This is a genomic window from Burkholderia sp. Ac-20349 (genome assembly GCF_017104865.1).
Classification (GTDB): domain Bacteria; phylum Pseudomonadota; class Gammaproteobacteria; order Burkholderiales; family Burkholderiaceae; genus Burkholderia; species Burkholderia aenigmatica.
Window position 1 is genome coordinate 12,346 of sequence record NZ_JAAGPM010000019.1, and the last position, 13,610, is coordinate 25,955.

Consider the following 13,610-nt stretch of genomic DNA (forward strand, 5'->3'; position numbering starts at 1 on the left):
CACCCGGTTCATGCAACCGCTGCATCCATCGCCTGCGACAGCGCCGACAACGCCGGCTGGAATCGCTCTGGCGGAAGATAGCCGAACCCCAGCCTGAACACGCGGCTGCTTTCGCCAAACCACGTGCCTGATGCGAGCTGTACGTCGTGGTCAGGCAATACCTGCCAGAAGCGCGACACGGCCTGCTCGTCGAAAGCATCCTGACGCAACCGCACGCAGCACAGTGCGCCGGCGTCCGGCCGCACCCACTCGACACGTCGCCTTTCACGTTCGCACCAGCCCGACAGTGTATCGAGCGTGCCCGCAAGCAACCGGCGGCGAGGCGCGAGCACGTGCTCGCGGTTGCGCAGCACGGTTGCGGCCAGCGTCTCGTCGAGCACCGAACCCGAGATCACCGTATTCAGCTTCGCGACGAGCAGACGCGCCCGAAGCCCTGCGTCGGCCACCGTGAGCCACCCCGTCCGCAGACCAGGTGCGCCCAGCGCTTTCGACACCGACGAACCCGTGACGATGCGCGGATCGACACCCGCGAAACTGGCTGCGACAGCCGCATCGCCGTAAGTCGCTTCGCGATAGGTCTCGTCGATGAACAGTATCGCGTCCGGACAGCGTTGCGCCATCAACGCCAGCAATGCATCGATTTCGGCGCGCGACGCCTGCACGCCGCCCGGATTCTGCGGGGACGCGATGCTGACCAGCCGCGTCTTCGACGACAGGCGCGCGTCGAACTGCGCGAGGTCCAGCCGGTAGCCGTTCTCGAACGACAGCCGCACTTCACGCACCGTCGCGCCGGCGCCGACCAGGCAGTCGCGGCTCGGCGGAAAGCACGGCGTCGCGAGCACGGCCTCGTCGCCGGGCCGGCACACTTCGTAGGCCAGCAGAAACAAGCCGAGCGCGGTGCCTTGCGTCGTCACGATCTGCGCGGCCGGCACATGGCAGGCATCGGCAATCGCGTCGCGCAGCACGGCAGCCCCCGCCGACTGGCTGTAGCCGAGCTTCAGGTTACGGACCGCCTCGACACCGGCCAGATCCAGCAGCTCGCCGACCGTCAGGTCTTGCGACGTGCTCTCCGCCAGGTTGAAGGTCCGGTTCACGTCGAGCAGCGAGATGATTTCGTTGTGCGGAAATCGTCCGCGCCACTCACTGGAATACGCTTGGGTCGTCTGCATGGGCAAGCCTCGCAATGGCCGATCGATGGATCGAAACACCGCCATCGTAGCGTTCGCACAAAAACCATAACAGCCACAATTTTCTGTCGATTGGACCGACACAATTCTGCGTGGCGCGTTCCATTCGAACGGTCGATAATCGGACACTTCCCAGCCGCTGGTGTCCCATGGAAACGCAAACGTCATTCCGCTACAGGCAGCTGGCCGACCTCATCGTCGGCATGATCGAGAACGGTACGCTGGCACCCGGCACGCGGCTGCCGTCCGTGCGTGCCGTCAGCGAACAGCAGCGCATCAGCGTCTCCACCGCGCTGCAGGCATACCGCCTGCTCGAAGATCGCGGCATCCTCGTATCGCGGCCGCAGTCGGGGTTCTATGTCGCGGCCGCACGCGGCGGCACGCTGGCATTGCCGAGCGCATCGCGCTCGCGCGCAAAGGCATCGACGGTGTCGATCAGCGGCGCCGTCGCCGCGATGCTCGAACATGCGGCCAATTCGGCGCTCGTGCCGCTCGGATGCGCGGTGCCCGATCCGGCGCTGCTGCAATCGAAGCGGCTCGATCTCGCCCTCGCTCGCGCGGCGCGCCAGCATGGCACGCGCTACAACGTGTATTGCGCGCCTTACGGCGAACCGGCGCTGCGCCGCGAAATCGCGCGGCGTGCGATGCGCTTCGGGCACCCGCTGTCCGCCGACGACATCCTCGTCACGAATGGCTGCACCGAGGCGTTGACGCTCGCGCTGAATACCGTGGCAACGCGCGGCGATACGATCGCGGTGGAATCGCCGACCTACTTCGGCTTGCTTCACACGCTGGAGGCGCTGGGACTGAAGGCGCTGGAGTTGCCGACCGACCCGCTGCGCGGCGTCGACGTCGGCCAGCTCGCGCAGCGGCTCGAAGCGGAATCGATCGCCGCCTGCGTGCTGTCGTCGAGCTTCGGCAATCCGCTCGGCTCCGCGATGAGCGACGACGACAAACGGGCGCTGCTTGCGCTGCTCGCACGCCATCGGGTGCCGCTGATCGAAGACGACGTGTACGGCGACATCCACTTCGGGCGGGATCGGCCGAGGCCGTTCAGCGCACTCGACAGCGAGGCCGATACGATCTACTGCAGTTCGTTCTCGAAGAGCCTCGCGCCGGGTTACCGGATCGGCTGGATCGCGGCGGGTGCGCGCACTCAGCAGGTGATGGAACGCAAGCTGGCACTCAGCCTGTGCGGCCCGGTGTTGCTGCAGGTCGCGGTGGCCGACTTCCTCGCGAGCGGTGCATACGACGCGCATTTGCGCCGCATCCGGCGCGTGTTCGAGGACAACCTGGCGCGGATGACGCGCACGATCGAGGCCAGCTTTCCGGCCGACACGAAAGTGAGCCGGCCGGCCGGCGGTTTCGTGCTCTGGCTCGAACTGCCGAAGCGATTCGATTCACGCGCGCTGTTCGATGCCGCGCTCGAACAGGGCGTCTGCTTTGCGCCAGGCGACATCTTCTCCGCCAGCCGGCGCTTTCGTCATTGCCTGCGCCTGAGCGCGGGGCATGTGTGGAACGCACGCATCGAGGACGGCGTCCGGTGCCTGGGCCGGCTCGCGCGAGCACAGCTCGCGCGCTGAGCGCGGCGGCCGCCGCCCCGCGATCGCCCTGCTCAGCCGCCGATCTTGAACGCCGGCAACTGCTGCGCGAGCCGCGCGCCCATTTCCGCGCCAAGCGCCTGCAGCGCATTGAACGGCCGGATCATGACCTCGAATTCGACGATCCGTCCTTCGTCGTCGAAGCGGATCATGTCGATCCCCTTCAGCGCCTTGTCGCCGATGGCCGCGCTGAACTCCAGCACCACGCTCTTGCCGTCGTCGGTGACGAACTGGCGGTGATAGGTGAACTTCTCGAGGATCGTGATCACCGTGCGCAGCGCCAGCAATAGCGCGGGCGCCGGCCCGTAAGGCTTGAACGCCATCGGCGAACGGAACACGGCGTCCGGATGGACGATCGATTCCAGTGCGCCAAAATCCTTGTGTTCGATCATCGCATGCCACTTGTCGAGCGATTGCGCGACAGCGGGTTGAAGGTGCTGCGGTGCGTTCGTCATCGAAGTCTCCTGTATCGTCTGGCGGAAAAGAAGCGAATCAGTCTCAAAGCGTGGCGGCAAGCGTCGTGCCCTGGTGAATCGCGCGCTTCGCATCGAGCTCGGCGGCTTCGTGCGCGCCACCGATCACGTGAACCTTGCGCCCGGCGGCCTCCAGTTGCAGCGCCAGTTCGCGCAACGGCTCCTGCCCCGCGCAGATCACGACGTTGTCCACCGGCAGCGTCTGCTCGACGCCGTCGATCGTCACGTGGAAGCCTTCGTCGTCGATGCGCCGGTAGGTCACCGCCGACGACATCCCGACGCCGCGCGCCTTCAGTCCCGTGCGGTGGATCCATCCGGTGGTCTTGCCTAGCCCGTCGCCGACCTTCGACGCCTTGCGCTGCAGCAGATGGACTTGTCGTGCCGCCGGCTCGGGCCGCGCATGGCGCAAGCCGCCTGCGTTCGCATACGACCGGTCGACGCCCCACTCGGCAAGGAACCCGTCCACGTCGACCTGTTCGCTGCCTGCGCGATGGACGAGATATTCCGCGACGTCGAAGCCGATGCCGCCGGCGCCGACGATCGCGACGCTGCGGCCCACCGCCTTGTCGTCGCGCAACACGTCGAGGTAGCCGAGCGTCTTCGCGTGCGCAACACCGTCGATCGGCGGCGTGCGCGGCACGATGCCCGTCGCGATCACCACTTCGTCGAATTCGCCTTGCAACAGCATCTCGGCGGTCGCGCGCGTGTTGAGGTGCAGCGTCACGCCGCGCAGTTCGATCTGCCGGCGGAAATAACGCAGCGTCTCGTTGAATTCTTCCTTGCCGGGCACCTTCTTCGCAATATTGAACTGGCCGCCGATCTCGGCGCCGGCTTCGTACAGCGTCACCGCATGACCGCGCTCGGCCGCGGTGACCGCGAAGCCGAGGCCCGCCGGCCCGGCGCCGACCACGGCGATCCGCTTGCGCTGCAGCGCGGGGCGAATCACGAGCTCGGTTTCATGGCACGCGCGCGGATTCACCAGACACGACGTGATCCTGCCGCTGAACGTGTGATCGAGGCACGCCTGGTTGCAGCCGATGCACGTGTTGATTTCGTCCGCACGCCCTTCCCGCGCCTTGCGGACGAATTCGGCGTCGGCGAGGAACGGCCGCGCCATCGACACCATGTCGCAATAGCCATCGGCGAGCAGTTGCTCGGCGACTTCCGGCGTATTGATCCGGTTGGTCGCGACGAGCGGGATGCCGACCTTGCCCATCAGCTGCCGCGTGACCCACGCGTACGCGGCACGCGGCACCTTGGTCGCGATGGTCGGAATGCGCGCCTCGTGCCAGCCGATGCCCGTATTGATGATCGTCGCACCGGCCGCCTCGATCGCCTGCGCGAGCCGGATCACCTCGTCGAGTGTCGAGCCGCCTTCGACGAGATCGAGCATCGACAGCCGGTAGATCACGATGAAGTTCATGCCGACCCGCTCGCGCACGCGCCGCACGATCTCGACCGGGAACCGGATACGGTTCTCGTAGGCACCGCCCCATGCGTCGTCGCGATGATTCGTGCGCGCAGCGATGAATTCGTTGATCAGGTAGCCCTCCGACCCCATGATCTCGACGCCGTCGTAACCCGCCTGCTGCGCAAGCGCCGCGCATCGCACGAAATCGGCGATCGTCTCGTCGACTTCGTCGCTGCTCAGCGCATGCGGCGTGAACGGGTTGATCGGCGCCTTCAGCGCGCTCGGCGCGGCGAGCGCCGGGTGATACGCGTAGCGCCCGAAATGGAGGATCTGCAGCGCGATCTTGCCGCCCTCCGCGTGCACCGCGCGCGTCACGACACGATGACGCTCGGCTTCCGCTTCGGTCGTCAGCATCGCGCCGCCCGGCGCCGGACGGCCCCGCTCGTTCGGTGCGAATCCGCCCGTCACGATCAGGCCGGCCTCGCCCCGCGCACGCTCCGCGTAGAACGCCGCCATCCGCTCGAAGCCGTTCGGCGCTTCCTCGAGACCGACGTGCATCGACCCCATCAGCACTCGGTTCCTGAGCGACGTGAAGCCGAGTTCGAGCGGGGTCGTCAGATGGGAATAACGCGGTGTCATGGGGTGTCTCCATTTTTATGCAACAAGTTGCACAGATAGTAGTTCACCGCTTTCGTTTATGCAACCCGTTGCATAAACGCATCCGTCATCTTGTACTGTGGCCCCGATATGGCAAGATGCGATTCATTCCGCGGCCTCCTCCGATCCGACATGTCCCTGCCCCACGCACTCCTCACCGCTCTTGCCGAACGCCCGGGTTCAGGCTCCGAACTCGCCGACCGCTTCGATCGCTCGATCGGCTATTTCTGGCAGGCGACACACCAGCAGATCTATCGCGAGCTGGGGCGTCTCGAGGAAACGGGCTGGATCGAATCGCTGCCGGCCGAATCGGGGCGCGGCCGCAAGCGCGCATACCGGATCCTGCCGGCCGGCAAGAAGGAGCTGCGGCGCTGGATCGCCGAACCGGAAGATCCGACGCCGCTGCGCGAAGCGTTGATGGTGCGCCTGCGCGCGGAAGCGGTGCTCGGCCCGGCCGGCCTCGAGGACGAAATCAGGCGGCGCATCGCGCTGCACCAGGAGAAGCTCGACCTGTATCTGCGGATCGAGGCGCGCGATTTTGCGGAAGGCACCGATTCGCGCACGAAGCGCCTTCAGCATCTGGTACTGCAGGCCGGCATCGCGAACGAGCGGTTCTGGGTCGAATATTCGCAGCACGCACTCGACGCGCTGCGCTTGCCGAAAGACTGAACGACCAACGGAGGAAATGACGATGATGCAGAAAACCGTGCTCTGCTACGGCGATTCGAACACGCACGGCACGCGCCCGATGACGCGTGCCGGCGTACTGGAGCGGTTCGCACGCGAAGAACGCTGGACCGGCGTGCTGGCGCAGACGCTCGGCGCAGGATGGCGGGTCATTGAAGAAGGATTGCCCGCGCGTACGACCGTGCACGACGATCCGATCGAAGGCCGGCACAAGAACGGTTTGTCATATCTGCGCGCGTGCGTCGAAAGCCACTTGCCGGTCGACGTCGTCGTGCTGATGCTCGGGACGAACGATCTGAAGACACGCTTCTCGGTCACGCCCGCCGACATCGCGACGTCGGTCGGCGTGCTGCTTGCCGAGATCGCCGCGTGCCGTGCCGGCCCGTCCGGTGCGTCACCGAAGCTCGTGCTGATGGCGCCGGCCCCGATCACCGAGGTCGGTTTCCTCGGCGACATCTTCGCGGGCGGTGCCGCGAAGTCGCGGCAGCTCGCGAAGCGGTACGAACAGGTGGCAAGCGATGCCGGTGCTCACTTTCTCGATGCCGGCGCGATCATCGAGGTGAGCCCGATAGATGGCGTTCACTTCGCAGCCGATCAGCATCACGCGCTCGGGCAGCGGGTCGCGGCCCTTCTGCAGCAGATCGCGTAACGCACACGCGCGCTGAACCGCAGCCGCGCGGCCTCGACCGGCGCGCGGCGCGCGGAAGGCCGGTCAGGCGTCCGGCAGGATCACCACCTTGCCCTTCACCTGCCGGTTCGCCATCCGCGCGATCGCGTCGGCCGCGCCGGCCAGCGACACGCGCTCGGTGATCGCGGGTCGCACCTTGCCGGCCGCGAACCATTCGGCAAGCAGCCGCATGTTCGCGACATGCTGCTTCGGATCGCGGCGCACCGCATCGCCCCAGAACACGCCGAGAATGTCGCGCTCCTTGAGCAGCGCCAGGTTCAGCGCGATCTTCGGGATCTCGCCGGCCGCGAAGCCGACCACGAGGAACCGGCCGCGCCAGGCAGTCGCGCGCAACGCCGCCTCGCTGTACGCGCCGCCCACCGGATCGTAGACGACGTCCGCACCGCGCCCGCCGGTCAGTTCGTCGACACGGCGGCGCAGGTCTTCGGTCGCATAGTCGATCGTCTCGTCGGCGCCCGCTTCACGACACAGTGCCAGCTTGTCCGCACTCGACGCTGCCGCGATCACGCGCGCGCCGAGCGCCTTCGCAATCTCGATCGCCGCGAGGCCAACGCCGCCCGCCGCGCCCAGCACGAGCAACGTCTCGCCTTCTTGCAGCCGCGCACGCTGCTGCAATGCGTGCAGCGACGTGCCGTACGCGAGCACGAGCGCCGCGCCTTGCTCGAAAGTCATGCCCGGCGGCAGTGCGGCAATCTGGTGCACGTCGGCCACGCACTGTTGCGCGAACCCGCCGTGCCCGGTGAACGCGACCACCGAATCGCCGGGCTGCCACGCAGTCACGCCCTCGCCCACCGCGTCGATCACGCCGGCAAATTCCGCGCCCGGCGAAAACGGCAGCGCCGGCTTCACCTGATACAAGCCCTGGACGATCAGCGCATCGGGGAAATTGAGCGATGCGGCCTTCACCTGAACCCGGACCTGGCCCGCGGCCGGCTCGGGAATCGCGACGTCCTCGATGCGCAAGCTGTCGATCGGGCCGAATGCGGTACACAACAGGGCTTTCATGTTCGTCTCTCTCCTTGTGCTGCGTAGGCAGGCATCGGGTCGGCCTGCGGGGCACGCCCGCATGGCCGGTTCACGACGAGTACGCGACAGCCGGTGGAATCGGCATCCGCGACCTCGTCGGCATTCCGGACTGTCGGTGAAGCAATGATCAGAACCACGCGTCGCGCATCTCGAGCGTCGTCGTGTCGACACTCGCCAGCAGATCGAGCTGCGCATCCACTTTCGGCAATTCCCAGTTGAAGAAATAGCGGGCGGCCGCACGCTTGCCGTCGTGGAAATCGTCGGCTTTCCCGTGCGCGGCGAGCGTCACGTCGAGCCACAGCCACGCGACGACGAGATGGCCGAACGCTTCCAGATAGACACTCGCGTTCGCGAGCCGCGCCTGCGGATCGCCGATCGCGCTCAGCTGTCGCGTGACATCGCCGAGCCGTGCCCAGCGCCGCGCCAGTGCGTCGGCGTGCTCGCGCAGGCCGGCATCGAGCGTCCGCGCGCGTCCGACGGTCGCGTCGATCCGCGCATCGAGTGCACGCAGCGACGCGCCATCGTCCTGCGCGACCTTGCGGCCCAGCAGATCGAGCGCCTGGATCCCGTGCGTGCCTTCGTGAATCGGATTGAGCCGATTGTCGCGGTAGAGCCGCTCGACCGCGTAATCGCGCGTATAGCCATAGCCGCCGTGCACCTGGATCGCGAGGTCGTTCGCGGCGAGACACCACTGCGACGGCCAGCTTTTCGCGATCGGCGTCAGGATGTCGAGCAGGCGCGCGGCATCGGCGCGCACGTCCGCGTCGGCGTGCGCATGTGCTTCGTCCACCCGCTTCGCGCAGTACAGGATCAGCGCGAGACCGCCTTCGACATAGGCCTTCTGCGCGAGCAGCATGCGCCGCACGTCCGGATGCTCGACGATCGGCGCCTGCGGCGCGGCGGCATCCTTGCCGGCCGGCCCGAGCGGACGCCCCTGCGGCCGGTTGCGCGCGTAGTCGAGCGCGTGCAGGTAACCCGTGTAGCCGAGCGCCACCGCGCCCGCGCCGACACCGATGCGCGCTTCGTTCATCATGTGGAACATGTACGCGAGGCCATGGTTCGGCTGACCGACCAGATAGCCGATCGCGCCCGCACGCCCTTCCGGGCGGTAGCGCGTGCCTTCGCCGAAGTTCAGCAGGCAGTTGGTGGTGCCGCGATAACCCATCTTGTGGTTCAGCCCGGCGAGCACCACGTCGTTGTGCTCGCCCAGCGCGGCGCCGTCGGTGCCCGGCAGGTACTTGGGCACGATGAACAGCGAGATCCCGCGCGTGCCGGGCAGCAGCCGGCCGTGTTCGTCGGGAATCTTCGCGAGCACGAGGTGGACGATGTTCTCCGTCAGCTCGTGTTCACCGCCCGAGATCCACATCTTGTTGCCGGTCAGCCGGTAGCGCGGGCCAAGCGGCGAGTCGCCTTCGAAATCCGCACGCGTTGCGATGTCGGACAGCGACGAACCGGCTTGCGGCTCGGACAGGCACATGGTGCCGAAGTAGCGCCCTTCCAGTTCCGGGCGCGCGAACGCGTCGATCTGCGCGGGGCTGCCGTGCGCGACGAGCAGGTTCGCGTTGGCGACGGTCAGGAACGGATAGGCGGCCGTCGCGATGTTCGCGGCCTGGAAGAACAGGAACGACGCGGCTTCGACCAGCTTCGGCAAGCGCATGCCGCCGAGCGCTTCGTCATGGCCCGCGGCGATCAGCCCGGCGTCCGCGAAGGCGCGCACCGCCGGTTCGACGTCCGGGATCAGCGTCACGCGCTCGCCGTCGAACTGCGGCTCCTCGCGATCGCCACGCGCCGCATGCGGCGCGAACAGGTCTTCCGCAATCCGCTCGCTGGTATCGAGCACCGCGTCGAAGGTCTCGCGACTGTGCTCGGCGTAACGCGGCAGCGCGACGAGCGCTTCCGCGTCGAGCCAGTCATACAGCAGGAACGCGAGATCGCGTCGCGACATCAACAAGCTCATCGTGCTGCCTCCCGGGGCCGGCTTCGTCAGCCGAATGAAGGGTTCCGTGACTGCTAGGGCTGGCAGGAATTTAGCACGGTCGTTCTAAAACAACAACGGCGGATGCGCTAGTCCGCGTAACCGGGATTGCGTCGATCGAGCCGGCGCAGCAAACCGGGCCAGACGAGCGCCCCGGCGCCCATCCCGCGCGTCACGGCGGCGATCTGCTGCTTGATGCCGTCGAGAATCGGCTGCCCGATCGGCAACAACGCCGAGCCGCCGGCCTGCGCGCGGACCTGGATCATGCAGGCCGCTTCGAAGAAGTACATCGCGACGAACGCGTCTGCCGGCGTCGCACCGACGGTCAGCAGGCCGTGGTTGCGCAGCATCAGGTTCGTGTTGGCGCCTAGGTCGTGCACGAGGCGCGCTTTCTCGCCCTCGTTGAGCGCAATGCCCTCGTAGTCGTGATAGCCGAGCGATGCCAGCACGCCGAGCGACTGCTGCGACAGCGGCAGCAGCCCCGCTTCCTGCGCCGACACCGCGACGCCGTTGATCGAATGCGTATGCATCACGCACAGCGCGTCGTCGCGGGCCGCATGCACCGCACTGTGAATGGTGAAGCCGGCCGGGTTGATCTCGTAAGGTGATTCGGACACCTTGCGGCCGTCGAGATCCACCTTCACCAGCGACGATGCGGTGATCTCGTCGAACATCATCCCGTACGGGTTGATCAGGAAATGATGCTCCGGGCCGGGCACGCGCGCGGAAATATGGGTGAACACGAGATCGTCCCAGCCGAACAGCGCGGTGAGACGGTAAGCCGCCGCCAGGTTGACTCGCGCGTCCCATTCGGTGGAAGAAACTGCCTGCTTCACGCTGACATCGGATGAGGCCACGTCGACACTCCTTGTTCAAGGATGGATGCGTACCGGGCCGCACGATGCGGCCCGGCCTGGGGATTGTGTCACCCTGCCCGGGACTTCGCGAGCTGATCGGCAATCGGCAGGCTGCGGATGCGCGTGCCGGTCGCCGCGAAGATCGCATTGGTCAACGCCGGCGCGACGGGCGGCAGGCCCGGCTCGCCCACGCCGCCCAGCGGCGTCGCGAAATCGTCCGGCGCGACGAGATGCACGCGGATTTCGCGCGGCGCTTCGTTCATTCTCAGTACCTGGAAGCCGTTGAAGTTGCTCTGCTCCGGATGGCCGTCCTTGAACGTGATCTCGCCGTGCAGCGCGATGCCGAGCCCCATCACCACCGCGCCCTCGAGCTGCGAGCGTACACGCTCCGGATTGACCTGCGGCCCGCAGTCGATCGCGATGTCGACCCGCGGCACCGTGATCTTGCCGTCGGCATCGACCTGCACCTCGCACACCGCCGCCGTATACGACACGAAGCTGCGATGCGCGGCGATCCCTAGCCCGTGCCCCTTCGACAGCTTGCGCCCCCAGCCGGCTTCGCGCGCGACCGTCTCGACCACGCGCCGCAGCCGCCCGGTATCGACCGGATACAACGCCGGATCCTCGCCGTAGTTCACGTTCTTCACCGCGATGTGCGGCTCGAAACGCCGCGCGGGCCCGATCAGGTCGAGCAGGAAATCCTTCGGGTCGCGGCCGGCCGCGTGCGCCAGCTCCGACACGAAGCTCTGGATGCCGAACGCATGCGGGATGTTGTAGACCGAGCGGAACCAGCCGATCCGCGTGTGCGCTTCCGCGGCCGGATTCTCGATCCGAACGTTCGGAATCGCGAACGGCAGGTCCGCAATGCCCTGCGCGAGCTCGCCCGGCTGCTCGTGCACGACGCCGGCCCTGAACGTCGACTGGATCGACGGCGCGACCGTGCGATGCTGCCACGCGACCACTTTCCCCGACGCATCGATCCCGCCGTCGAACGCTTCGAGCGACACCGCATGGAAATAGTCGTGCGCGATGTCGTCCTCGCGCGTGAACGTCAGCTTGACGGGCGCGCCGACCGCCTTCGACAGCAGCGCCGCCTCCACCACGTAGTCGGGCTTCGACTTGCGGCCGAACCCGCCGCCGAGCAGCGTCACGTTGACCGTCACGCGCTCCGTCGGCAACCCGAGCGCCTTCGCGATCTCGTCGCGCGTGGTCTGCGGTGCCTGCGTGCAGGTCCACACTTCGCAGCGGCCGTCCGCCACGCGCGCGACAGCCGCGGGCGGCTCCATCGTCGCGTGCGCGAGGTGCGGAACGTAGTACGTCGCGCGCACGCGTTTCGCGGCGCCGGCCAGCGCCGCCGCCGCGTCGCCGTCGTTGCGGATCACGTCGCCCGGTTGCGCGGCCGCCGCTTCGAGGGTCTTGCGATACGCGGCCGAGTCGTAGGTCGCGTTGGGCCCGCGCTTCCAGTCGATCTTCAGTTGCGCGCGTGCCTGGATCGCTGTCCACGTATCGCGCGCGACGACGGCCACGCCGCCAAGCGGCTGGAATCCGGACGGCAGCGGCGTCGGCGCAAGCTGCACGACCTTGACGACACCCGGCAGCTTCTCCGCTGCCGATGCGTCGAACGACGCCACCGTGTCACCGTAGGCCGGCGGTCGCGCGACGACCGCATACAGCATCCCGTCGAGCCGCGTGTCGATGCCGTAATGCGCGCGGCCGCCGACGATGTCGCGCCCGTCGATCAGCGCCGTTTCGCCCTTGCCGATATAGCGGAATTCGGCCGGCGCCTTCAGCACCACCGTTGCCGGATCCGGTGCCGGCAGCGCGGCCGCCTTCGCTGCCAGTTCACCGAAGCCGAGCTTGCGCCCGCTCTTCGTGTCGACGACCTCGTGCACCGTCGCCTTGACCTGACGCGCATCGACGCCCCATGCGGCAGCGGCAGCCTGTTCGAGCATCGTGCGCGCGGCCGCGCCCGCACGACGCAGCGCGGCGAAGCTCTGGCGCAGGCTGCGCGACCCGTCGGTGTTCTGGTTGCCGTAGCGCGGCTCGTCGCCGACGGCCTGCGCGACCTTCACGCGCGCCCAGTCCGCGCCCAGTTCGTCCGCCACCACGAGCGCGACGCTCGTGCGTACGCCCTGCCCCATCTCGGAGCGGATGCAGGTCACGGTGACCGTGTCATCCGGCGCGATCGCGACGAACAGGTGCGGATCGTCGCGCAACCCGTGCGGCATCCCCGCGCCGCCGTACTGCGGATTCGCGCTGACGGGCGGCTGCACCGGCACGGCCGCGCGCACGAGCGACGGCACGCCGAACGCGAGCAGCAGCCCGCCGGACGCGAAGCCGAGCAGCAGCGCACGGCGGCTTTCGTTATGGACGGAGAGTTCGGGCGCGCTCATGCGGCACCTCCGCGGCGCACCGCCAGACGGATCGCCGCGCGAATGCGCGTGTAGGTGCCGCAGCGGCAGATATTGCCGGACATCGCATCGTCGATGTCGGCGTCGGTCGGATGGGGATTCGTCTTCAGCAGCGACGCGGCCTGCATGATCTGCCCGGACTGGCAGTAGCCGCACTGCGCGACGTTCAGTTCCTGCCAGGCCTGCTGCAGCGGATGGGTCAGATCGGTCGACAGGCCCTCGATCGTCGTCACGCGCTTGCCGGCAGCGGCCGCGACGGGCGTGATGCACGACCGGATCGCGACACCGTCGAGGTGGACGGTGCACGCGCCGCACAGTGCCATACCGCAGCCGAACTTGGTGCCGGTGTGGCCGAGGACATCGCGCAGATACCAGAGCAACGGCATGTCGGGATTGCCGTCGAAGTGCTGTTCGCTACCGTTGACGGTCAGCGTGATCATCGTTCACCTCCTGGTCGAGGCGCCCGCATCGCACCACGGGTGCCCGGTGGGGATTCGAACGGCGACGGGTGCGTTCTGCTGCGCCGGCCCGGTGCCGTCGTGTAGGCTGCTCCGCCGGCAGAACCGGCAGTCAATGCGTCGTTATCGGTACGGCTGGCCGAGGATGGCTATCGGACACGCGATCCGGATTGATAGCG

Annotated in this window: 11 protein-coding genes; 3 read left to right on the forward strand and 8 right to left on the reverse strand. The window is 67.6% G+C overall.

Annotation, left to right across the window (positions count from 1 at the left end):
* Positions 1 to 8: 8 nt before the first annotated feature.
* A complete protein-coding gene (locus tag G3N61_RS09705; RefSeq protein WP_205822286.1) occupies positions 9 to 1,169 on the reverse strand; it encodes a pyridoxal phosphate-dependent aminotransferase in 1,161 nt (386 codons plus the stop codon).
* 167 nt (positions 1,170 to 1,336) lie between these two features.
* Here G3N61_RS09705 and G3N61_RS09710 point away from each other — a divergent pair, with 167 nt between their 5' ends.
* Positions 1,337 to 2,770: a PLP-dependent aminotransferase family protein gene (locus G3N61_RS09710; protein ID WP_205822287.1), complete on the forward strand. Its 1,434-nt coding sequence runs from the start codon at positions 1,337 to 1,339 to the stop codon at positions 2,768 to 2,770.
* Positions 2,771 to 2,802: 32 nt separating this feature from the next.
* Here the strand turns inward: G3N61_RS09710 and G3N61_RS09715 are convergent, their stop codons facing one another.
* Both G3N61_RS09715 and G3N61_RS09720 read right to left on the reverse strand, forming a co-directional pair.
* On the reverse strand, positions 2,803 to 3,243 hold the full coding sequence (locus G3N61_RS09715) for a nuclear transport factor 2 family protein (protein ID WP_043182348.1): 441 nt from the start codon (positions 3,241 to 3,243) through the stop codon (positions 2,803 to 2,805).
* Between the two features lie 43 nt (positions 3,244 to 3,286).
* On the reverse strand, positions 3,287 to 5,311 hold the full coding sequence (locus G3N61_RS09720) for an NADPH-dependent 2,4-dienoyl-CoA reductase (protein ID WP_205822288.1): 2,025 nt from the start codon (positions 5,309 to 5,311) through the stop codon (positions 3,287 to 3,289).
* 150 nt (positions 5,312 to 5,461) lie between these two features.
* Here G3N61_RS09720 and G3N61_RS09725 point away from each other — a divergent pair, with 150 nt between their 5' ends.
* Positions 5,462 to 5,998: a PadR family transcriptional regulator gene (locus tag G3N61_RS09725; protein WP_205822289.1), complete on the forward strand. Its 537-nt coding sequence runs from the start codon at positions 5,462 to 5,464 to the stop codon at positions 5,996 to 5,998.
* Positions 5,999 to 6,020: 22 nt separating this feature from the next.
* On the forward strand, positions 6,021 to 6,665 hold the full coding sequence (locus tag G3N61_RS09730; protein ID WP_205822290.1) for an SGNH/GDSL hydrolase family protein: 645 nt from the start codon (positions 6,021 to 6,023) through the stop codon (positions 6,663 to 6,665).
* 63 nt (positions 6,666 to 6,728) lie between these two features.
* Here the strand turns inward: G3N61_RS09730 and G3N61_RS09735 are convergent, their stop codons facing one another.
* From G3N61_RS09735 to G3N61_RS09755, 5 genes are all read right to left on the reverse strand, one after another.
* The gene (locus G3N61_RS09735) at positions 6,729 to 7,709 is read right to left on the reverse strand and encodes an NADPH:quinone oxidoreductase family protein (protein ID WP_089450266.1); all 981 of its coding nucleotides are present in this window, start codon (positions 7,707 to 7,709) and stop codon (positions 6,729 to 6,731) included.
* 148 nt (positions 7,710 to 7,857) lie between these two features.
* Positions 7,858 to 9,687: an acyl-CoA dehydrogenase gene (locus G3N61_RS09740; RefSeq protein ID WP_089450265.1), complete on the reverse strand. Its 1,830-nt coding sequence runs from the start codon at positions 9,685 to 9,687 to the stop codon at positions 7,858 to 7,860.
* Between the two features lie 107 nt (positions 9,688 to 9,794).
* A complete protein-coding gene (locus tag G3N61_RS09745) occupies positions 9,795 to 10,562 on the reverse strand; it encodes a class II aldolase/adducin family protein (RefSeq protein ID WP_205822291.1) in 768 nt (255 codons plus the stop codon).
* A 68-nt stretch (positions 10,563 to 10,630) separates the two neighbouring features.
* Positions 10,631 to 12,955, reverse strand: coding sequence for a molybdopterin cofactor-binding domain-containing protein (locus tag G3N61_RS09750; protein WP_205822292.1), 2,325 nt, complete (start codon positions 12,953 to 12,955; stop codon positions 10,631 to 10,633).
* Positions 12,952 to 13,413, reverse strand: coding sequence for a (2Fe-2S)-binding protein (locus tag G3N61_RS09755; RefSeq protein WP_089450262.1), 462 nt, complete (start codon positions 13,411 to 13,413; stop codon positions 12,952 to 12,954). Before G3N61_RS09755 ends, G3N61_RS09750 begins: the two co-directional genes overlap by 4 nt.
* Positions 13,414 to 13,610: the final 197 nt, after the last annotated feature.